The following is a 22,680-nucleotide window of genomic DNA, read 5'->3' as shown; positions in this document are numbered from 1 at the left end:
ATCATTTGTTTTCTTTTGCCTTTTTATCTTCGTAGAAAAGTGCAAGATCTTTGTCTACCTCTCCAATTCCCATGTAACGTGCCTTGTAATCCTTAAGCAATTTGATAAAGGTTCCGCTTAAGAGAAACAGAGTCGCTACGTTTACGAATGTCGGGAATACGGTCGTGAAATCTGCGATCACCCAGAGCTGTGCCGGTGTTCCGTTTCCATAGAGAGTCAGTACAGTTACAAGCAGCCCCCATAACGGAGTTCCGAAAATAAATACTTTTTCTGCAACCTTGAGGACTTTCTGATTTCCCTTGAGCCAGTGTTTCAGGATGACACTATAGTATGTAAACCATCCTGTAGAAGTGGTCAGGCCAAACAGGAAGATGCTGAGTGCGATCAGTGCACGTGCCACAGAGCCCATGCCGGATTCAAATGCAGTCAGAGTAAGTTCGGATCCCTGAAGTCCTGAATTCCAGTAACCTGTCACAATAACAACAAGTCCTGTCATAGAGCAGACAACAATGGTATCTGCAAATACTTCAAATGCTCCCATCAGACCCTGTTTTACCGGGTGGTCTGTCTTCGCGGAAGCGTGGATCATCGGAGAAGTTCCCCATCCAGCCTCGTTGCTGTATACAGAACGGGCAAAACCAAGACGCATACAGGTTGCGACACCAGCTCCCAAAAATCCACCAACAGCAGCCTGTGTGGTAAATGCACCTTTGAAGATCATACCAAATGCTGCCGGCAGCTGTTCAAAGTTTGTGATCAGGATAAAAAGTGATCCCAGGATATAAAGCAGACACATGATTGGTGTCATATAAGAGGAGATCACGCCGACCTTCTTTACACCGCCAATGATGATCACATAGATTGCAAGTACGTACAACAGAGACGGTACGATGTATGGAAGTTTGAAGGTACTTCCAACTGCCTCAGATACCGTATAGTTCTGAAGAGTGATAAACCATGTCATAAAGATACATCCACCGAATAATACCGCAAAGATCTTCCAGAACGGGAGCTTCTTCTCATCGCCCAGACCTTTCTGCATATAGTAGGTCGGTCCACCGAGATATTCGCCGTTTGGCTGTTTTTCTCTGTAATAGACAGCCAGAGTTACCTCTGTCATTTTGATGACCATGGCAAGAAGTGCAGCAACCCACAGCCAGAACAGTGCACCAGGACCTCCTGTTGCGATCGCGGTTGCAACACCGGACATATTGGATACACCAACGGTTCCTCCAATCGCGATGGAAATCGCCTGAAATGGCGTCAGACTCTTGCCGTCGTCTCCACCTTCCTCACGACGTTCTTTGCTGAACATATTTTTGATGATATGTCCAAAGTGACGGAACTGGAAAAATCCGGAGCGGATCGTCAGATAGATTCCTGTTACCAGAATTGTGATCAATAATGGCAGCCCCCATAACCAGTTTGTTAAGTTTTCGAATAATGCAAACATTCCCTCTCTCCTTTTCTTTTGTTTTGCATAAAAATGCATTGCCCCTCATTTTTATTCGTTTCAGTATAGCATATACTTTTTTTTATTTCTACGCTAAAGCGGCATTTTCCTAAAATATTTTTAGATATATGCAAAAAAACACAGAGCAGTCTGCGAAACTGCTCTGTACTTGATTATTATTGTAAAGCCACCGGGGACACTCAAAAAGCCGGCAAACACCGTCCCCGTGGTCACTCCACTTCTTCCGGCTCCATGCTCACTACATGATCCCCGCCATTGACAGCATCAATGTCATATTTCTGTCTGTATTCATTGAAATAAGAATAATACTCCATTGTGTCAGTCGGATAGACCTTGGAATCGTGGATGTGAAGATCCGGGTCTTCTTCTCCGCTCTTCATCAGCGCCATCATTGCACTTGCGCTGTGGGCTGCAATACGTCCGAAACTGTTAAGGATGTCATTAAATACGGTTCCCTCTTCCAGGCCGCACTCGCCCTTGCTGAGTCGTGCTACATGATGTAATTTGAGTTCATCACAGAGATTGGTGATAACTGCTCCAAGCGGTGCTACTCTCTGCGCTGCCTCTCTGTCATCCTTCATAAATGCATTGCAGGTCACATTGATCTCCTCACGGACAGCTCCCATGACGATGTTCAGCTCATCCCAGGCTGACTGAGAAAAGTTTGTATGGTTGTCATGCATCTCATTTGCCATATGTGCGATATAAGATGCGTGATCCCCGATTCGTTCAAAGTCATTGATCGTATGCAGATACAGGGAAACCTGTCTTGTCTGTGCTGTATTCATCTCACGCTTGGTGAGCTGGATCAGGTAATCACCCAGACGGCTCTCGTATTTGTCGATCAGGTCTTCCTTACGCTGAACCTTGTCGTATTTATCCTGCTGATAATCATTCAGAAGGTTCATCGCACGGTTGACATTCTTGCGGAGTTTCTTGGACATTCCGTTCATTGCACGATGGCACTGACCGATTGCAAGTGCCGGATAGTTGATCAGACGCTCCTCAAGAAGGTCAAAGTCTGCTTCGTCTTCCAGTTCTTCTGCGCTGTCTTTTACAAGCATGCATACCAGTTTCTCAAGCTTCGGAATGAACGGGAACAGTACGATAACTGTTGCCACACGGAACACTGTGTTCAGGGCAGCGATCGTTACTGGTGTCATGATCATATCCATAAATCCAAAATGTACGATCGCATTCGCGGTATAGAAGATAATGGACCACATGATAAGACCAAACAGGTCATTCATAAGATAGATGAGTGCTGTTCTCTTACCGTTCTTATTTGCACCGATCGCAGAGATCAGTACCGGACAGGCTGCGCCGACACCGATACCAAGTACGATCGGGAATGCACTTGCAAAGGTCAGGATACCTGTTACGGAAAGAGCCTGCAGCACACCGACTGTCGCAGATGCACTCTGAAGCACAGCGGTGAACAGGATACCTACTAGGATACCTGCCAGCGGGTTGGAAAACATTGTCAGCATGTCAATAAATACTTTGCTCTCTCGAAGAGGTGCAACTGCACCACTCATTGTCTGCATACCGGTCATAAGGATCGAGAAACCAAGCATGATGTTTCCGATGTTCTTATGTACAGAACGTTTGCAGAACATACGAAGGATAATACCGATGATCGCCACAACTGCTGAGATCGTTGCTGTAGAAAGGATGCTTGCGATACCGCCGGATCCCTGAATATAGGAAAGACAGAGAATCCATCCTGTGATACTGGTACCGATGTTGGCACCCATGATGATACCGATTGCCTGTTTCAGTTTCATCATACCGGAGTTTACAAAACCGATGACCATGACTGTCGTTGCCGATGAAGACTGGATGATGCTGGTAACAGCAGTTCCCAGGGCAACACCCTTGAGCGGGGTATTGGTCATGCGGTACAGAAATGCCTCCAGCTTATTGCCAGCCACCAGTTTCAGGCCATCGCCCATCAGAGACATTCCAAACAAAAATAGTGCTACTCCTGAGAGTAAAGATAAGACCATTGAAAATATTGCCATAATTTTCTCCTCTGTTGTCTTTTCGTCCTGCGTCCGTGCAGAACGGACACCTTCTGTTTTTTTACCTTTTCTTAACTTTCTTTTTATTCATTTTTTACATTGCCTTTTTTATTATGCCATACTCATGGCTCGATTACAACATTGGATTAAATTTTATACCAAAAAAAATCCTCCCGGATCTGATCCCGGAAGGACTCTTTTTGTCAAAAATCAATAAAAATCACAGCCATTTCGACCATTTTCTTTTACACGGTACAGGACCTTGTCTGCATCCTTAAAAATGCTCTCTCCTGGATTTTCTCTGTCTGCAAAGGCAACACCGACACTCAGGGAAACTGCCGGGGTACCATCCTCTGTCGAAAGCTACACATCCCGGATCTCTTCCGGCAAGGATTCCTCGGATTTACCATAGGATTCTGCAACAAGACGCATGGAATAGTACTCTGTCTTACCGGTCATTGCATACATCCGGACCTGCTCTGTAAGATAATCTGAGCCATCCTGCAGCTCCTTGGCTGAATTCTGACAGAGAATGTACTCATCTGTCGTCAGCCTGAGAACGCGAAACTCTTTCTCACTGGACACAGAAACTGTTGCAAATATAACTGCAAGTACGATCGTAATAATAATACTCCAGGTACTGACGCTCTGTGTTCTGATCTTTTTTCGTTTTTTCGTGCCTTTCATACGATCATTTCGATTCCTTTTATTGGATTTTCCTCATTCATTATACGACAGCAGATACCTCGCGTCAAATAAATAGTTGTTAAGTTTTCCTCTTAACATTTTGTTGTTCAAAACAATTGACAAAAATTTATCCAGATTCTATACTGTAAAAAAATTTAAAGCAGTATGTTCCATATAATAAGGAGGAAACTCTATGAACCTGCAGTTATTTGCAACCCTGAAAAATTATAATTTCAAAAATCTTCCCAGGGATATTTTTTCCGGCATTATCATTGCCGCCGTATCGATTCCTATTTCCATGGGATATGCACAGATTTCCGGAATTCCTGCCATATACGGGCTCTATGGTTCGGTCTTTCCTATTCTGTTCTTTGCGCTTTTTTCTACCTCGAAGCAGTTTATCTTTGGCGTGGATGCCGCACCTGCTGCGATCGTAGGAAGTGCACTCTCCACCCTTGGGATCGCTGTGGAATCCCCGGATGCCATGAAATATGTTCCGATGATCGCGCTTTTTGCCGGTCTGTGGCTTCTTTTGTTTTATTTTCTGCATGCTGACCGTATTGTGGATTTTATTTCCACACCAGTCATGGGCGGGTTCATCAGTGGTATCTCGCTTACGATCATTTTTATGCAGATTCCCAAACTTATGGGAAGTTCTGCCGGTTCCGGCGAGATCCTGGAACTGCTTATACATATTTTTCACGCTGTCAGAACTATAAGCTGGTTCTCTCTTGGCATGGGGATCGGCGCGCTGCTTCTGATCCGTATTTTTAAGAAGATTTTCCCGAAGTTTCCTATGGCGATCGTGATCATGATCCTTGGAGTCCTCGCTACACGCCTTTTTCACGTTGACGAACATGGTGTCGTTCTTCTCCAGGCAGTTGAACCAGGCCTTCCATCCCTGGTCCTTCCGCAGTTTGGAGGGATCCAGCTCACACACGTTGTCGGAAGAGGTCTGATGGTCGCTGTCGTTATCATGGCAGAAACTCTCCTTGCCGAAAATAACTTTGCTTTCAAAAATGGTTACAAATTAAACGACCGCCAGGAAATCCTTGCCTGTGCTGCCGGAAACATCGCGGCCTCCGCTGTTGGCTGCTGCCCGGTAAACGGAAGTATTTCCCGTACTTCCATGAACGAACAGTACGGAGGAACCTCGCAGGCCGTTTCCCTGACCGCCGGTCTTGTCATGGCAGTCCTCCTTGCCGGTTTTACAGGTTTCATCGGCTATCTGCCGGTCCCTGTCCTGACCGCGATCGTGATCTCTGCCCTGATGGATGTCGTGGAAACGCATCTGGCGGTCCGTCTGTTCAAAGTCAGCCGCAATGAATTTTATATCTTCATGGCAGCCTGCCTGGGCGTTTTATTCCTCGGCACGATCTACGGCGTGATAATTGGAATCCTTCTTTCCTTTGTTTCCGTGATCCTCAAAGCAACCAACCCGCCGCGCTCTTTCCGAGGCATGATCCCCGGCAAAGAAGCCTACTATGACCTTCAGAGGAACCGCCACGCCTACCCGATCCGGCATGTCGTGATCTACCGTTTCAGCGAAAATCTTTTCTTTGCCAACGTAAAGATCTTTCAGGAAGACCTTGAAAACAGCATAAAAGAAGACACGAAAGTTATGATCGTGGATGCATCTTCCATCAACTCCATCGATATCACAGCCGCTGACCGTCTGGAAGCCATTGCCTCAAGCATGAAGAAAAAAGGGATCCAGTTCTACATCACGGAACATTCTTCCAATCTGAATGAGCAGATGCGCTCTCTCGGAATTGGTCATCTTATCAAGGAAGGCTGTGTCCGCAGGACTATCCTGGCCGCACTTAACGATGCCGATGTCCAGAAACCCTATGATCTGGAAATTCCGGAGGCGGAGAAAAAACTGGCTCAGATCCGCAGCCAGTCCCATCTTCCTGCCGAAGAAGAGAATACACTGGAAGAATTTGCCTGGGCATTTGGCAGCAATACTGTACGGGAACTGGAAGAAGCTACTCACCAGATCATCCAGCATCTCCATCAGATGCCTGACGTTGAGAAGTTATCCGACGAAGGTCTCCGGGAGCATTTCGAAAACTGGCATGCCTTTGGTGCTCTGGACGAAGATGAGATCCTGCACCGAATTGAGCTGCATATCGATGAACTTCCAGAAGAACTGCACAAAGAACATGGACATATCCTGGAACTGATTGAGAAACGCCGAAGCCGTATCCGTGAGAAGATTCTGGAAGAACATCCGGAACTTGCTTCCAAGCTGGAACAGAACCGTAAACGTCTGGAAGAACGCCTGGAACAGCAGAATCCGGAGGCCATGAAAAAATGGCGAGACTGGAAAAAGAAAGATTAACTGTAACACAAAGAGGGCTCTGCACAAAGCAAAGTCCTCTTTTCTTTTGGGAAATATTTTTATCTGATATAAATTCCGTCTGCTCCAAGGTATGCTCCCTCCGGGCATTCTGTCAGGTTCTGTTCTCCCGCAAGCTCTGCAACACGGGAATAGTCTTCTTCCATCAGTGCCTGCAGAAGTTTACGTGAGATCCCGACACGCACCTTACGTTCCTCCGGTTCTTCATACTTCTCTGAGAAATATGGGATCGTCACCGCAATCTCCGCATTGGAATCATGAAATCTCAGTCCACTCTCTTTATCAAGGAACAACTCACAGATTGGTTTATAGTAAGATCTGTAGAATTCTTCCGGTGTAAATACAATCTTTTCGCCCTCGGTATCACCTTCCGGTTCTCTTAAGATCCCACATAAATATCCATGATCATAATATGTCATGCAGACAACTCCCGGATCTGGTCCGGCTCCATTTACCGTGCCGATCGCTTCCAGCTGCTGTGCACCCTTCTTGAGCGCCTGTTCCCTGCGGTTACTGCCGCCCTTGGCTTCCCACACGCTCCAGGTCTGTGCGCCAGGACGATAACCGATCATCTCCGGTCTCCACTCGCTTGCAAAGAAATCAATAAACTCTTTCTCATCCGGCTTACGGATCAGGTTCAGCTGTGTAAGATAATCTGTTCCATACAGCCGGCTGCTGATCATCTTTGTAAAAAACATGCCCATATAATAGGAAATAACACTCTTCTCCGAAGAATCCAGGTAAGCGATCTTCCTGGCCTTCTTGAGCCTGTCTCCCTCTGTATCCAGTGCAGTCTCCACAAGAAACAGCTTATAAAGGACTTCCAGTCTGCGTTTCTCAAGATATGCCGCAGTCAGTCTCTGGATCGGCATTCCACAGGTGATGATCGCATGAAGGAGTTCTTTGTTTGAAAACTCCAGTTCAACGGTTTTGTTTGTCAGTACACTGTCACTGCTGTTATCCTCGGTCTCCAGTGACATGGTATATGTTTTGTCCTCTGTCAAGATCATTTGTATTTTCCTCGCTCTTTCCGAACCTATGATTTCCTGCCATTTCGACAGTTAGTCTGCATATATTATAGCATCGGTTTTCTCATTCATGCAACGATATTTGTCGAAAAAAATGACCGGCTCCCTGCAGAGCCGATCACTTCGGATGTTTATTTACTTCATGTATGTCTTAAGCCAGGTATATACTTTCTGCTGACGGGTCTTATATGTTCCTACCTGACCTCCTGTATCTGTACTCATAGCCTTGTAGATATTGTCAAGGGTATACTCACCCCGGGTTTTACCAAGAATTCTGGTTACTGCTCCATAACCGCCCTGATGCCGGATATTAATGCATTCACCCACTGCCTTTGCATCTTTAACCCCAAGATTTCGTACCTCTGCTTCATACTCCTCAATCTGCTTATACATCAGATAATCCTGACATTTAATTCCTGCCGGTGAACTGATCAGATTTATTATTATCTGTATTTTGTTTTTATCTTTTTTGTCTTTTTTCTCAAGTCTATACTTTGACCAGTCTGCATTTACAACATCATTCCATACTTCATTCTTGGAATCGTATTTCTTGTATGTCTTCGGGCTCGTTGTATGAATCAGTTTCAGAAGTCTCTGTGCCTCAGTTGCATACCACTGACCGGCTCCTATCGTAATCGCATATTCTGTCTTACTGTTTGTAAATGCCTCTGTAAAATCACTGTAATCCTGATTTCCATACACCTGTCCGCCAGTCTCTACAGCATAGAGGATTTTCTTCATGACTTCCTTCTGGCTGCTGCTGAACTTTGAATTAGAAGAAGAGCTTTTTGGAGTTGTCACTGTATTGCTCTGCTTTAAAGTACCAAGATATTTTACATTTCCGGCTTTTTTGTAAGGTCTTACCGTATATACGTACTTTGTACCTGCGGATACTTTCTTATCTGTGTAAAATGTTTTTGAAGAACCGACATCTGCTGCCAGACTCCAGTTTCCGTTGTTTGCCTTCCGGTAAATACGATATCCGTCTGCTCTGCTTACAGCCTTCCACGCAATATTGATCTGGCTGCTGGATGCCGCTTTAATTGTTGATGATGTTCCATCTGGTCTGGTTGCTCCGAGAACGGCAGTATATTTACTGAAAACGTATTTTCCATTTTCTCTGCGGTATGCTCTTACTGCATACTGATAGGTTTTTGCCACCGGAAGACTTCTGTCCAGGTAAGATGTTGTACTTCCTGATGTTACCTTACGGTAAATCTTAAAAGGTTTTCTCAGAGACTCTCTTCGATATATAGTGTAGCCACTGGCACCTGAAATCCTGTTCCACTGAATTTTCAGTGCACGTGTCCCTGAAGCAGTTATAGATGTCTTAACTGTCTGATTCGTAATGCTGGATGCCGCATTTACAGATACTCCGCTTCCCAATAGCAGTGTCAGCATAAAAAGCACTGAAAGTCCATACATCTTGCATCGTTTATGTAACCTTGCTCTTTTCATATTCTGTTCCTTTCCAATACCCCACTGGTTTTTGTTCTGTCTGTCAACTTCTCCACGGAATATTGTAATAAATTTCTATAAAAAAAGCAAGTATATTTTACATTTCTTTTAAATTTGTTACATTTATCTTACATCGCCTACAAAAAACAATGCCATTGTTCCAGGACCGGAATGCGCCCCGATTACTGCTCCGACATCATTAATCAGTTCTGTTGTGATCTGATATTTTTGTTTGATTTTACGGGCAAGAAATTCTGCTTCTTCACGGCAGTCCCCATGACTGATAAAAATCATATTACATGATTTTGCATAACTTCCAATCTTACGATCCATCAGATCTGCGAGTTCGAGAAGAGATTTTTTCCTTCCCCGTACTTTTCCTATCGGAATCAGCTTTCCTGCATCATCCACATGGAGAATTGGCTTGATATTCAACATTCCTCCCAGAAACGCAGTAGTTCTGGATACCCGGCCGCCACGATAAAGATGATCCAGATCATCTACCGTAAAAAGATGCACAATATTTCTTTTGTGTGTCTCAACCCAATTCGCAACATCCTCTATACTGCCGCCCTTCTCTTTGCGCTCCTGTGCAAGATAAACCAAAAGTCCCTGTCCAAGAGATGCCGATAATGAATCCAGCACCAGAACACGCCGTCCGGGATATTCCTGCATCAGTTCTTCTGCCGCGATCCGGCAGCTGTTGAACGTACCGCTAAGACCCGAAGAAAACGCAATGTGCAGAATATCTCTCCCGTCTTTAAGATACGGCTCAAAAAGTGCTCTGGCACTCTCTGGATTGACCTGTGATGTTGTCGGCATACTTCCTGCACGCATTTTATTATAAAATTCTTCCACCGGAAGGAAATTTCCCTCTGTGTATTCCTTTCCCTCCAGGGTATAGCTTAAGTATGTGCAGCCCACCTCATGATTCTTATAAAAATCCTCTGGAAGGTCGGCATTATTGTCTGTTGTGATCATATAATCGTTCATAGCTGGTCCTTTCCGGCTTCTCACCATGTTTCAGACTCTGGTTACATTGTTATTTTATCATACCCGGCATCATTGCACCACTTAATTTTTGTCATTCAGGACCTTCAGTGCCTCCTGAAGCTGGTTGTCCTCATCATGGCTGATCTCTGTTTCGTTTACGAGAGATGCATCCAGTTCCACTTCCACATCCGGCTCAATTCCTGTCTTGTTGATTGAATTTCCATTCGGCGTATAATAATTTGCCACGGTCAGCTTTACTGCACTTCCGTCACTTAACTGACGGATCGACTGCACCACGCCCTTGCCGTAAGTCGTCGTTCCTACGATCGTTCCGATTCCATAATCCTTGACTGCTCCTGCAAAGATTTCAGACGCACTGGCACTGTTTCCGTTGACAAGGACCGCAAGTGACATGTCCAGAGGATTTTTGCCATCGCAGGTTTCCTCGCTCCGGTTTCCGTTTTTGTCTTCTGTATAGACAATCAGACCTTCCGGAAGGATATCTCTCAGAATGTCGCAGACAATATTCAGAAGGCCTCCCGGGTTGTCTCGAAGATCAACGATCAGTCTGGTCATTCCCTGATCTTTAAGGTCTGCAAACGTTTCCTCATACTGCTGCGCCGTCACGCCCTTAAATTCTGTGATCTGAATATATCCGGTATTTTCGTCCAGCATCTCTCCGAAAACAGATGGAAGTTCCACGTCGCTTACTTTGACAGTGATCTCCTGTGTATCCTCTCCCTGCCTCTGTACAGTGAGGACAACGTCTTCGTCCTGCTTTTTCTTTATCATAGAAACAACATCACTTAATTCTGCATCTGTGATATCCTCTCCGTCAATTGCGGTGATCACATCACCAGCTTTGATTCCCGCTTCTTCTGCAGTACTTCCCTTATAACACTCCACGATCTGCACTCCACCGGCCGCATTTTGCTGCATGGATACTCCGATTCCAACGTAGGATCCTTCTGTTGTTGCATTTTCCTGATCGTATTGTTCTTTCGTATAATACCTGGAATACACATCATCCAGCCCGTAGATCAGTCCGGCATACACCCCTTCCTTCAGATCATCTGTACTGATATCTCCCAGATATTCCTCGTCGATCATATTTTCCAGATATTTTACTTTCTGTGTAAAAGATGCATCTGAAAGGATCTCTCCCGAACGGTAAAACTGTACTGCCCTGATACCGCCTCCTGCAAGTATTGTCAGAACAACTCCCGTTGCCACGCCCTTCATGTATGTCCCGTGTTTCATCTTATTATTCACCTTTCCCCGAAATCAGAGAACGCACCGCTGGCGCTCCTCAACATGCAATGTAACAAGATATGCGGCCTATGAGTTCTGTCCTCAGCTTAAGAGGCTCAGCTTCATACGCCGCATATCAGATATTCAGATATTTATATTTATACTCTTAAATGCTTTCTTGAAGTCAGGAAACTTCCGATCAGGCCGATTCCGATTCCAAGTGCCAGTCCCATAGGAAGCAGTGTCTGGTAAATTTTCCATACCGGAATAAAGTCTACCACTCCTGTGAGGACATTGAAACGTGTCAGAATGTATTCTACTGTTGTGTTGTAAATGAAATATAAGGCGGTAAGCGGAATTGCCGCGCCGATCACTCCAAGTACCATACCTTCCAGCAGGAACGGTGCCCGTACAAAACCGTCTGTCGCACCGATGTACTTCATGATCCCGATCTCTTCCTTACGGACTGCAATACCAACAGAAACCGTGTTGCTGATCAGGAAGATAGAAATGACCAGAAGGATCGCAATGATGATCATAGATGCGTAAGATACCAGCTTGTTAAAGTTTCCAAGTGTGTTGGCTGCTTTTTCTGACTGCTCTACATCACGCACATGATCCAGTCCCTGTATGTAGGCAACCAGTTCTGTCTGCTTCTCGATCTGATTGAGGTAGACCTGATAGTTGGACGAGTTTACCAGCGGGTTGTCATCCTTAAATCCATTTGCCGCATCAGAACCCTGGAAATACTGATCTTTAAATTTCTGCCATGCCTCGTCTGCGGATTCAAATTCAATTCTCTCCACTTCCGGACGCGCCTGGATCAGATTGCCTACTTCCTGCATCTGCTCCTCTGTGGTTCCTTCATCAAAGAATACGGTGACCGGAACTTCCTGTTCCACCTTATGTGCAATATTATTGACGTTTGTCACCATTGAATAAAAAACTCCTACCAGGAAGATGCAGGCTGCCATGGTCAGGATGGATGCCAGTGAAAACATCCAGTTTCTCTTTATGTTTATAATACCCTGTTTCAGAGTATACCAGATTGTACTAGGCCTCATGATATCCTCCTTCTTTTTCGTCACTGACGATCACACCATCATGCATCGTAAGTACTCGTTTCTTCATCGCATTTACGATTTCTTTGTTATGTGTTACCACCAGTACCGTCGTGCCTTTCTCGTTGATCTGCTCCAGAAGTTTCATGATCTCCTCAGAAGTCTTAGGGTCGAGGTTTCCTGTCGGCTCGTCTGCGAGAAGGATGTCCGGGCGGTTTACGAGTGCTCTCGCGAGGGCAACTCTCTGCTGCTCACCACCGGACAGCTCATCCGGAAAAGATTTGTATTTCTCGGCAAGTCCGACTTCCTGCAGTACTTCCGGCACACGCTTGCGGATCACCTTGGTCGATCTTCCAATAACGCGCTGTGCAAAAGCTACGTTCTCATATACGTTGCGGTCCTTGAGAAGTCTGAAATCCTGGAACACAACGCCCAGTTTACGACGATATTTCGCTACACGGCGGTGTTTCATCTTCTCGAGACGCTCACCACTTACGATCAGCTGACCGCTGGTGCAGTCCAGTTCTTTCATAAGAAGCTTGATCAGGGTAGACTTACCGGATCCACTGCTTCCTACAACAAACACGAACTCACCTTTATCAACATGCAGATTCACATGGTTAACGGCCGGAAGCCCTTTGCCATATGATTTGCTCACATCTATCAGATCAATCATCCGTTCCTCCTTCTTGCGCAAAAAATGCTGCCAGAATCTCCGGCAGCATTTCACGCATTTTGCTGCATAAATAGTTTAATGTTTTTGTAACATTGTTGTAACATATCTTTTGGCAGAATGCAAGTATTTTTGTTGAATTCATAAAATTTTCACGATTTTAGTACTCAAGTGTCTCCATATACTTCATGTATCTTACAACCATCAGTGCGATCTTAAATGTGATTGCATCCTCAAACACACGAAGATCAAGGCCTGTGCTCTTCTGGAGTTTGTCCAGGCGGTATACCAGAGTGTTTCTGTGGATGTAAAGCTGTCTGGATGTCTCGGAAACATTGAGGCTGTTCTCAAAGAACTTGTCAATGGTGACCAGAGTTTCCTCATCGAAGTCATCTGGTGATTTGTTCTCAAAGATTTCCTTGATGAACATCTTACACAGCGGAATTGGAAGCTGGTAGATCAGACGGCCGATTCCAAGAGAGCTGTATGCGATGACATCCTTCTCTCCAAAGAAGATCTTACCTACATCAAGTGCCATTCTTGCTTCCTTATAGGAACGGGAAACTTCCTTCAGTTCATTTACGATCGTTCCATATGCGATATGTGTTTCTTCGTTCTGGTTCAGTCCGAGAGTATCAAGGATCGCATGAGACAGTTTGTCCAGGTCTGCATATCCCTCTCCCTCCTCAAGTTCCTTGACGATAATGATGCTCTTCTCATCAACAGCAGTAATAAAGTCCTTGCTCTTGCCGCCGAAGAAACTCTTCACGCTCTCCATGGAACTGTGATCCTTCTCCTGCTGAAGTTCCAGAATCATAACTGCACGGCGTACATCTGCATCGATGTGCAGTTTCTTGGCGCGGTTGTAAATATCTACGAGGAGCAGGTTATCAAGAAGAAGGTTCTTGATAAAGCTGTCCTTGTCAAATCTTTCCTTATATGCAACGATCAGATTCTGGATCTGGAACGCTGCCAGTTTACCGATCATATAGGTGTCCTCATCGTCTCCATGAGCGACCAGAATATATTCCAACTGATAGTCGTCACAGACCTTGAAATACTGGAATCCCTTGACGAGCTGACTGTCAGCCTGGGATTCTACAAATGCCTGGATGTCTCCCTGCTGTATTGAAAAATCTGAAAATGTCGTTGCGAGCACCTTTCCCTCGGTGTCAATAATGCAGAATTCTGTCCTGGAGATTTCCTTTAATCCTTCCAGTGTATTCTGAAGTACCTGATTTGATATCATCTGCCTACATCCCTTCTCGCTTATTGTGCGTTTTCTCTTGCTATCCCCATATCAACCTGAATATTTACTATATTTTAATACAAAATCACCAAAAATAAAAGAGGAAAACACAACTTTTTTACAACTTTTTGTTTATTTTTGCTATTTTTCGAGGAATCCTTCGCCATGGACCTCTCTCGCATCCCCAACGATCACGAACGCATTCGGGTCGATCTCATCGATCATTTCCTTGAGATGTACCAGTTCTTTCTTTCCGACTACGCAGAAAAGCATCAGTTTATCCTGTCCGGAATACATTCCCTTCGCAGAGATTCCGGTAATTCCGCGGTCAAGATCCTCCATTACCATGCGTGAAACTTCATCCGGCTTCTCTGTGATGATGTAGACAGATTTGGAGAATTTAAGACCTTCGATGATGCCGTCGGATACTTTTGTGACGAGATATACTGCAATGATCGCATAAAGTGCACGCTCTACCCCAAATACATACATGCCGACCAATACAACTGCTCCGTCAACAAACTGCATGATCTGCGCGATCGAATAATGTCTCATAAAGTTCTGGATGATTGCTGCAAGAAGATCGGTCCCGCCTGTCGTTCCTCCCCCAAGGAACACAAGACCGATCCCTACACCCTGCAAAAGGCCTCCATATAATGCCACGAGAAGAAAATCTCCGGACAGTTTCCATGCCGGAAGGACTGCCAGCCAGACAGTCAGAGAGAGATCTCCCAGAAGTGCTTTTTTTACAAAGGCAATTCCTTTTATTTTGGCTGCGAGAAGAAACACCGGAATGTTTAATACAAGGTTTGTTACCCAGAGAGGAATTCCATTTCCGTATAAACTCTTTGTTCCTGCTTTGACCAGGATTGAAATGCCTGAAAAGCCTCCCGTTACCAATCCTGCCGCATCAAAACAGGAAGTGATCGCAGTTGCCATCAGTGCGGTTCCAACGATGATCAGCAGATATTCCATATACCATGGTTTTTTGCCCGTAATTTTCATAAGTTCTCCTTTCTACTCTCCTATCGCTGTACTGTAATAAAGTATCCCTTAACCCAAAAGAACGGGATACAGCGATTTGGCTGTTTCCCGTTCTTAGTGTGCCCTACTTGGAAGGCTTGTTTGCAAATTTTATGAAATGATAGCTCTCAACGATCTGGAAATATTTGACGATCCTCGGATAAAGCGGCTCTGCTGCCTCCCCGAACTCGTCCTTGACCAGTGCTGCGATATCAGCAACGGTACGTTCTCCATCGATCAGAGGCCAGATAAATGTCCCCTGCTGATCCAGATGTACCTTGGTGAACTGCGGTTTGTTGAATACCTTCTGGGCAATCTTGTTGAACAACCCTGTATTCTCGACTTTGAGCACGATACGGTCCCTGCGGTCTGTAAACCACTGAAGTTCCTCTGCGCGCACCGGGATCAGATCCAGATAGTTGATATCCAAAACTTCTTTTTTGCTTTTTTTATTCTGTTTTTTCATCAGGCTTTTTTCTTTTTCCATAAGGAGAATTTAAGCAGTGTAAGGATCATGATAACCATGAGGATAACACCACCGATGTTACCAAAGTTAGCAACACCAGAGATATCCAGGCTGACACCTGCAACTGCAAGGATCGCAAGTGCGATACCAACAAGACCCTCACCGGCGATCATACCAGCACAGTACAGAGTACCGTCTGTAACCTGATCGTTCTTTGTGTTCTCATCAACGTTCTTTCTGCCATCCATCAGCATACGAACAACACCACCGATCATGATGGTTGCGTTCAGGTAGATTGGAAGGTAGAGACCGATTGCGAATGGCATTACCGGGATTCTCAGGATTTCCATACCGATTGCAAGGAATACTCCGATGAATACGAGTGTCCAAGGAAGGTTTCCTCCCATGATACCCTCAACGATCATCTTCATAAGTCCTGCCTGCGGAGCCGGAACTTCTGCTCCGCCGTATCCCCATGCTGCATCCAGAAGATAAAGAACACCACCGATTGCAAGACCGGAAGCAACAACACCGATCAGCTCACCGATCTGCTGTGTCTTAGGAGTTGCTCCAAGAAGGAATCCTGTCTTAAGGTCCTGAGAAGTATCACCAGCGATAGCTGCGATGATACAGATAACAGAACCGATAGCGATAGCTGCTTTCATACCATCGATTCCAGTCTGTCCGCTTCCTTTGATCACCATTGTGGAAATCAGAAGTGTAGCGATCGCCATACCGGAAACCGGGTTGTTGGAGCTACCGATCATACCTACCATACGGGAAGATACAGTTGCAAAGAAGAATCCGAAGATTACGATAAGGAGTGCACCAAGCGGGTTAACCGGGATAGCCGGTACAGCCCAGATGATAGCTACCATTGCAAGGATTCCGATCAGGATAAAGTTCATCGGAAGATCCTGGTCAGTTCTTGCTGTTCCCTTAACAGATCCGCCCTTCATGCTCTTCATGGAATCACGGAATGTGCTGATGATCAGCGGCAGGGATTTGATCAGGGAAATGATACCACCAGTAGCGATAGCACCAGCTCCGATGTATTTAACGTATGTGCTCCAGATTGCAGCTGCTCCGCCGTTTGCATACAGGTCAGCGATTGTAGTTCCCTGTGCTGCCGGATACAGCCATGTGTCTGGTCCGAACAGACAGATCATCGGGATGATGACCATCCATCCTACAAGTGAACCTACGAACATGAAGGATGCGATACGCGGTCCTACGATATAACCAACACCAAGAAGTGCCGGATATACTTCCATACCGATCTCACCCTTGAGGGATGTAAATGCTGCAGAAACGTCTGCCGGGATCACCTTCAGACCGTCTACTACAAATTTGAATACTGCTGCAAGTCCCATTCCTGAGAATACAGTAGATGCATTAGCTCCACCCTCTTCACCGGCAAGAAGTACGTCTGCGCAGGCAGTTCCTTCCGGATAGAGAAGTGTTGCGTGCTCTTTTACGATAAGAGCGTTACGAAGCGGTACCATGAAAAGTACACCAAGGATACCACCGCAAAGTGCGATCAGAGTGATCTCAACCAGACTCGGTTTGTCACAGAGACCTTCTTCTGCCCATAAAAAAAGAGCAGGCATTGTGAAGATAGCACCTGCTGCAAGTGATTCACCGGCGGAACCGATGGTCTGTACCAGGTTACTCTCCAGAATGGAGTTTTTCTTCATGATGACACGGATAACACCCATAGAAATAACTGCTGCCGGAATAGATGCAGAAACAGTCATACCGACACGAAGTCCGAGGTACGCGTTAGCAGCACCAAATACGATAGCAAGGATGACACCCATGATCACTGATGTTACCGTCATCTCTGCTGTGACTTTCTCAGCAGGAATATACGGCTTGAACTCTTTGTTCTCGTTCATTGATTTCCTCTCCCTTGTTTTTATTGGTATATGAACCTCAGACTATTATAACCGACTTTGGTTGTATTAGCAAGGGCGATTTTATGAAATTTTTATATTTTCGTTCGTCTTATTTAACTCTTTTTGGAAATTTTGCACATTTCTGTCTATTATCCATCAGTTTCCAGCTGTTTTGTCAGATACCTTCCGACAATCTTCGAGAAATTTTTGATATTACGGATATAGGCAAAATCCTTGCCGAAGATCTTTTTTTCCGTGGCAAGGTCCTTCTCCTCTCCTGCAAAAACACCTAGGACGCTGACATCCAGATTCCTCAGACGGCGGATCTCCGTTGCGGTATCCGCGATCGCTTCTTTTCCCTGATATGGTTTCGGATTTCTCGCATTCGGACGGTTCACCAGCACATCGTAAGGCTTGCCGTCGCTCAAAACGATCAGGATCTTTTTTTCCTCTTCTCTTGCGAGAAGTCCGTATCCGGCGGTCTTGATCGCCAGTCCGTCCCTGTTGTTGGAAGATGTTACATAATTAAAAATATTCTCATTCGCTGACCGCGGGTCATCGTATTCCCGGAACCGGTGAAGGATCGTATAATCCCAGAATGTGCAGAAACTCATCACTCTGTGAGGGATTTCGACATTGCTTAAGGCTTCGCTGATGATATATGCCTGAAGCGCCACCTCTCCCTGCCGGCTCATCTGCGAACCGCTCGCATCGATCAGTACATCCACTACGAAATCTGACGCATCCGCCTTGAGCTCTCTTTCAAAAAGTTTCGCATCCTGGCTTCGTCCGACCCGCCACAGCCTCGATGGTACGATCTGTCCGCGGTCAGAAAGGACTGTCTGTGTCTCACTTCTGAGGACAAGAGATTTGCGGAGTGTATCTGTCAGCACAGAAATATTCCGCTTCACGATACGGTGCTTGTCATGGTACAGCCAGATATTCTTGTTCCGCAGGCGCTTCGCGTATTCATACTGGTAATTTCGTTTTACCGGATTCTTAAGGACTCCCTCTGTGAAATAAAGGCTGCAGTCGCTGTGAACGCCCCGGCACATCAGATAGTTGATCTTTTTTTCCTCTGCTTCGCTTAAATAGGTTCTGCCGTAGTTCAGTTCTACATAGGTGTAGGCTTTTTCCAGCATTTCGGGAGTGACTACTGTGATGTTTTTCTTTTTCTGGCGTTTCTGCTCCATCTCTTCTGTCACGGAGCGGTCCTCCATGCCTGCCATGTTGGTCGTCAGTTTCTCGACATAACTCTCAAGTGCTTCCTCATACATCTCCTCAGAGAGAAAATCTTCCCAGGAAAATTCTGTAAGTTCTTCCAGTGTGACCGCCATTACACGTTCCAGACTGCCTCGCCGCTGTTCAAATGCCGGGTCGATCATGGAATTATACAGTTCATCGATGCAGCGGATCAGTTCCATCGTATCCTCTGCCTCGCCGGAACGGATCACCAGATCCATAAACGGCTGAAGTTTCTGTTCGACTCTGTATACGCCTCCGTCCAGTCTCCTGCGGAGCACCGCGACCTTCAGTCTTCCCAGAAAGTCTGCCTGTGACGGCATCTTCTCGAACTCCTGATCCAGAATATCCTCAAAAGCCTCTCTCTGCATGTTCCGGATGCCCGGGCGTTCCTCACAGATCTTTTCTCCGATCGCCTCCTCGATGCAGAGCTGTGCAACAGCAGTCAGTTCGCCTTCGTCAGCCTGCAGAAATACTTTTTTGACGAGATAAAGCCCCAGAAGATCTTTATCATAAAATCTTGCCAGGGCTCCCTGTTTGATTCCGTCATAAAGGGCAATCGCCTTCGAGCGGAGAAAAAGTGAAACATCCGGTTTCATATCCAGTTTATAATCACCGCTGACTGTCCACAGAAGATTTCGGATCCGGTTCTCGAGTTCCAGACGGCTGTCCTCTATTTCCAGTGTTTCTTCTTTATTCATAGACATCCTCTCTGATCCATTCTGCCGGAATCCTCGTATGTACAACGTCCTCCACGATTTCCTTCTCAAAGACATCAAACGTCTTGTTCACGATTCCCATCTGCACTGCAAGGGACGGAGAAAGTCCGACTTTGATGATCTTCATTGCCGCCAGAAGTCCTCGAAGATCCAGCGCCTTCGTGGAGATCTCACTGTTCAGTGCTTTGAGCTGGAGATCCAGGAACAGTCCGGTAAACTGCTCAATGGCTTTTTCCTTTGCATCCGGGAACATTTCTTTAAAAATAAAACGAAGTGTTTCCTCTGTCTGCGCCGGCATATCGATCACGAGGAAACGGGAAACCAGAGCTTCGTTCAGCTCCTTGGTTCCTGCGTATCCATAGTTCATCGTTCCGATAAACCGCGCTGCCGGATGAAGGTCTATCTTGTCATATCCCGGCACATCGATGGAACGGCGGTAGTCCAGTGTCGCATGAAGCACAGAAACTGCGTCGTTTTTTGCCATATTGATCTCGTCCAGGATACCGAATCCGCCATATTCTGCACAGCGGTAGATACTTCCCTTGCGAAGCTTCACTTCGTTGTCCTCAAAAGTATCCGTTCCGATCAGATCACCACTGTTGGTATTTACGTGAAACGATACATTGTAAGACGGACGGTTAAAAATATATGACAGGTTCTCGGCAAGGATATTCTTGCCGGTCGCTTTCGGTCCGGTCAGGAGCAGGTTCTGACCCTGGAGGATGGCTGCGATCGCCATCTCCAGGATCTCCTTTCCATAGAAAGGTATGGAAGGTTTCGTGATCCTTCCTGCTGCTTCTTCCTTTACCGGATAAGCCTGTCTGAATTCTTCGACTCTTTTTATCAGTTCTGGAGAAACATTCTGTTCCTCCAGAAATCTTAATTCTTCCATTTATAAGTACTCCCGAAAATCTTATACTTCAAAGATCAGATCGCCGTAGGAAGGCATCGGCCACATTTCCTTGTCAACCAGCATTTCCAGTTCATCCACCGGTGTACGCAGTTCTTCCATTGCTTTTGTGATAGTGTCCTTGCAGTATACGGCGCGTTCTCTTCCCTCCGGGATCTCCGGAACTTTGGCTACTGCCTTAGAAAGTTTGTTCATTGCGCTGTTGGTGCTTTTGAGAAGTGCAGAGCATTTCTTGAGAAGGTCAAGCTGTACGCTCACATCGATCGCACCGACTGCCTGTACGGCATTGATGGAATCTGCCAGTACAGTCGTATATCTGATCACTGCCGGGATGATCTGCTTGGTTGTAATGTCGATCATGGTCTTGGCTTCAATGTTGATCGCTTTTGCATAGATCTCGTACTGGATCTCTGCACGGGATTCCAGCTCTGTTCTGGTAAATACATGGAATTCCTCGAACAGTTTCACAGCTTTATCTGTGGTGAGTGCCGGGATCGCATCTACCATGGATGGAAGGTTCGGAAGTCCGCGGCGTTTCGCTTCCTCTGCCCATTCCGGAGCATATCCGTTGCCGTTGAATACGATCCTCTGATGATCGATCGCGTATTCCTTGATCAGATCATGGACTGCCATATCAAAGTCCTCGGCTGCTTCCAGACGGTCGCAGGCTTCTTTGAAAGCCTCGGCTGCAATCGTATTCAGTACGACGTTGCATTCAGAGATAGAGTCTCTGGAGCCCACCATACGGAATTCGAACTTGTTTCCGGTAAAAGCGAACGGTGAAGTACGGTTTCTGTCCGTTGCGTCCTTCATGAAGTCCGGAAGAGTCTTGACACCTGTCTCCAGGATGGTTCCCTTCTTGCTGTGTGTGGCTGTTCCTGTGCTGATAAGCTGATCCAGGACATCACCAAGCTGCTCGCCAAGGAATACAGAGATCACTGCCGGCGGTGCTTCGTTTCCACCAAGTCTCTGGTCGTTTCCGACATCTGCCGCGGACTCACGGAGAAGGTCTGCATGTGTATCTACAGCCTTGAGGATACAGGTCAGGACGAGAAGGAACTGAACGTTCTCATGCGGTGTCTTGCCAGGATCCAGAAGGTTGATCCCGTCATCTGTAGTCAGGGACCAGTTATTGTGCTTACCGGAACCATTGACTCCTGCGAATGGTTTCTCATGGAGCAGGCAGCGCATACCGTGACGGCTCGCTACTTTCTTGAGGATGCGCATCATGATCTGGTTATGGTCTGCTGCGATGTTTGCCGGTGCATAGATCGGAGCCAGCTCATGCTGTGCCGGTGCAACTTCGTTGTGCTGTGTCTTGGCTGTCACGCCCAGTTTCCAGCATTCTTCGTTGACTTCTTTCATATAAGCGGAAATCCTCTGACGGATGGTTCCAAGATAATGGTCGTCCATCTCCTGTCCCTTCGGAGGCATTGCTCCAAACAGAGTCCTTCCTGTATATGTAAGGTCTTTTCGCTGAAGCCATTTTTCCTTATCTACGAGGAAGTATTCCTGCTCTGCACCGACAGACGGAGTTACTTTCTTAGATGTGGTATTTCCAAAAAGTCTGATGAGACGTAATGCCTGTGTATTGATTGCTTCCATAGAGCGGAGAAGCGGTGTCTTCTGGTCCAGTGCCTCTCCTGTATAGGAGCAGAATGCAGTCGGGATGCAAAGTGTGCCGCCTGCGGCATCATGACGTACAAAAGCCGGTGAAGTGCAGTCCCATGCTGTATAACCTCTCGCCTCAAATGTAGCACGAAGTCCACCTGACGGGAAAGAAGATGCATCGGATTCTCCTTTGATCAGTTCTTTACCTGAAAAGCTCATAAGAACCTTGCCATTTTCCTTCGGTGCTGTGATAAAAGCATCGTGCTTCTCTGCTGTCACACCTGTCAGTGGCTGGAACCAGTGGCTGTAATGTGTCGCACCTTTCTCGATTGCCCATTCCTTCATCTCATGAGCAACGACATCTGCTACTTCCGGTGAAAGCTCCTTGCCTTCCTCGATGGTTTTTTTGAGTTCTTTGTAAACTTTCTTCGGGAGTCGTTCTTCCATGACAGAATCATTGAATACATCGCATCCAAAAAGTTCTGTTACATTCACGTAATCTGACATTCTGTTTCTCCTTTGATTGTATTTCTATTAATTGTTTCTTGACA

18 protein-coding genes are annotated in these 22,680 nt (G+C 46.0%); 1 reads left to right on the top strand and 17 read right to left on the bottom strand.

The features are described from left to right. Position 1 precedes the first annotated feature (1 nt). The 4 genes from WMO75_RS02450 to WMO75_RS02440 form a co-directional block, all read right to left on the bottom strand. A complete protein-coding gene (locus tag WMO75_RS02450) occupies positions 2-1,453 on the bottom strand; it encodes an alanine/glycine:cation symporter family protein (protein WP_227221908.1) in 1,452 nt (483 codons plus the stop codon). 230 nt (positions 1,454-1,683) lie between these two features. Continuing rightward, positions 1,684-3,498: a Na/Pi cotransporter family protein gene (locus WMO75_RS02445; protein WP_227221907.1), complete on the bottom strand. Its 1,815-nt coding sequence runs from the start codon at positions 3,496-3,498 to the stop codon at positions 1,684-1,686. 210 nt (positions 3,499-3,708) lie between these two features. Then, positions 3,709-3,828 carry a diguanylate cyclase gene (locus tag WMO75_RS19950; RefSeq protein WP_118698177.1) on the bottom strand — a complete coding sequence of 40 codons (120 nt, stop codon included), beginning with the start codon at positions 3,826-3,828 and terminating at the stop codon, positions 3,709-3,711. Positions 3,829-3,861: 33 nt separating this feature from the next. After that, positions 3,862-4,185: a hypothetical protein gene (locus tag WMO75_RS02440; protein WP_349077539.1), complete on the bottom strand. Its 324-nt coding sequence runs from the start codon at positions 4,183-4,185 to the stop codon at positions 3,862-3,864. A 193-nt stretch (positions 4,186-4,378) separates the two neighbouring features. Between WMO75_RS02440 and WMO75_RS02435 the strand changes: the two genes are divergently transcribed. After that, positions 4,379-6,529, top strand: coding sequence for a SulP family inorganic anion transporter (locus WMO75_RS02435; RefSeq protein ID WP_173906602.1), 2,151 nt, complete (start codon positions 4,379-4,381; stop codon positions 6,527-6,529). 59 nt (positions 6,530-6,588) lie between these two features. On the opposite strand, the gene WMO75_RS02430 is transcribed toward WMO75_RS02435, so the two are convergent. The 13 genes from WMO75_RS02430 to WMO75_RS02370 all read right to left on the bottom strand — a co-directional run bounded on the left by WMO75_RS02430 (position 6,589) and on the right by WMO75_RS02370 (position 22,636). Further along, the gene (locus WMO75_RS02430) at positions 6,589-7,557 is read right to left on the bottom strand and encodes a hypothetical protein (RefSeq protein ID WP_349077537.1); all 969 of its coding nucleotides are present in this window, start codon (positions 7,555-7,557) and stop codon (positions 6,589-6,591) included. Positions 7,558-7,710: 153 nt separating this feature from the next. Further along, positions 7,711-9,033 carry a fibronectin type III domain-containing protein gene (locus WMO75_RS02425; protein ID WP_022213931.1) on the bottom strand — a complete coding sequence of 441 codons (1,323 nt, stop codon included), beginning with the start codon at positions 9,031-9,033 and terminating at the stop codon, positions 7,711-7,713. Positions 9,034-9,156: 123 nt separating this feature from the next. Continuing rightward, positions 9,157-10,026 carry a DegV family protein gene (locus WMO75_RS02420; RefSeq protein WP_022213930.1) on the bottom strand — a complete coding sequence of 290 codons (870 nt, stop codon included), beginning with the start codon at positions 10,024-10,026 and terminating at the stop codon, positions 9,157-9,159. A gap of 81 nt (positions 10,027-10,107) precedes the next feature. Next, positions 10,108-11,286, bottom strand: coding sequence for a S41 family peptidase (locus WMO75_RS02415; protein WP_349077534.1), 1,179 nt, complete (start codon positions 11,284-11,286; stop codon positions 10,108-10,110). Between the two features lie 149 nt (positions 11,287-11,435). After that, positions 11,436-12,341: a permease-like cell division protein FtsX gene (ftsX, locus tag WMO75_RS02410; protein WP_022213928.1), complete on the bottom strand. Its 906-nt coding sequence runs from the start codon at positions 12,339-12,341 to the stop codon at positions 11,436-11,438. Continuing rightward, complete coding sequence (gene ftsE / locus WMO75_RS02405) at positions 12,331-13,014, bottom strand: cell division ATP-binding protein FtsE (protein ID WP_022213927.1); 684 nt, start codon at positions 13,012-13,014, stop codon at positions 12,331-12,333. Before ftsE ends, ftsX begins: the two co-directional genes overlap by 11 nt. Before the next feature lie 157 nt (positions 13,015-13,171). Next, on the bottom strand, positions 13,172-14,260 hold the full coding sequence (locus tag WMO75_RS02400) for a PucR family transcriptional regulator (RefSeq protein ID WP_118251606.1): 1,089 nt from the start codon (positions 14,258-14,260) through the stop codon (positions 13,172-13,174). A gap of 141 nt (positions 14,261-14,401) precedes the next feature. Next, positions 14,402-15,265, bottom strand: a complete 864-nt coding sequence (locus tag WMO75_RS02395; protein ID WP_303223825.1) for a YitT family protein — start codon at positions 15,263-15,265, stop codon at positions 14,402-14,404. A gap of 103 nt (positions 15,266-15,368) precedes the next feature. Continuing rightward, positions 15,369-15,770, bottom strand: a complete 402-nt coding sequence (locus WMO75_RS02390) for a PqqD family protein (protein ID WP_118251612.1) — start codon at positions 15,768-15,770, stop codon at positions 15,369-15,371. After that, complete coding sequence (locus tag WMO75_RS02385) at positions 15,749-17,647, bottom strand: OPT family oligopeptide transporter (protein WP_022213923.1); 1,899 nt, start codon at positions 17,645-17,647, stop codon at positions 15,749-15,751. Before WMO75_RS02385 ends, WMO75_RS02390 begins: the two co-directional genes overlap by 22 nt. A 149-nt stretch (positions 17,648-17,796) precedes the next feature. Continuing rightward, entirely contained in the window at positions 17,797-19,590 is a 1,794-nt protein-coding gene (locus WMO75_RS02380) for a cobaltochelatase CobT-related protein (RefSeq protein WP_022213922.1), read from the bottom strand. Continuing rightward, positions 19,583-20,500 (bottom strand): AAA family ATPase, encoded by a 918-nt coding sequence (locus WMO75_RS02375; protein ID WP_303223827.1) that lies wholly within the window; start codon positions 20,498-20,500, stop codon positions 19,583-19,585. Before WMO75_RS02375 ends, WMO75_RS02380 begins: the two co-directional genes overlap by 8 nt. 21 nt (positions 20,501-20,521) lie before the next feature. Further along, a complete protein-coding gene (locus WMO75_RS02370) occupies positions 20,522-22,636 on the bottom strand; it encodes a glutamine synthetase III family protein (protein WP_118698111.1) in 2,115 nt (704 codons plus the stop codon). Between the last annotated feature and the right edge of the window lie 44 nt (positions 22,637-22,680).

Source organism: Blautia intestinihominis (assembly GCF_040096655.1).
Classification (GTDB): Bacteria; Bacillota; Clostridia; order Lachnospirales; family Lachnospiraceae; genus Blautia_A; species Blautia_A intestinihominis.
Note: the sequence above shows the minus strand (reverse complement) of the source record. Positions and strands in the feature narration are given on the sequence as shown.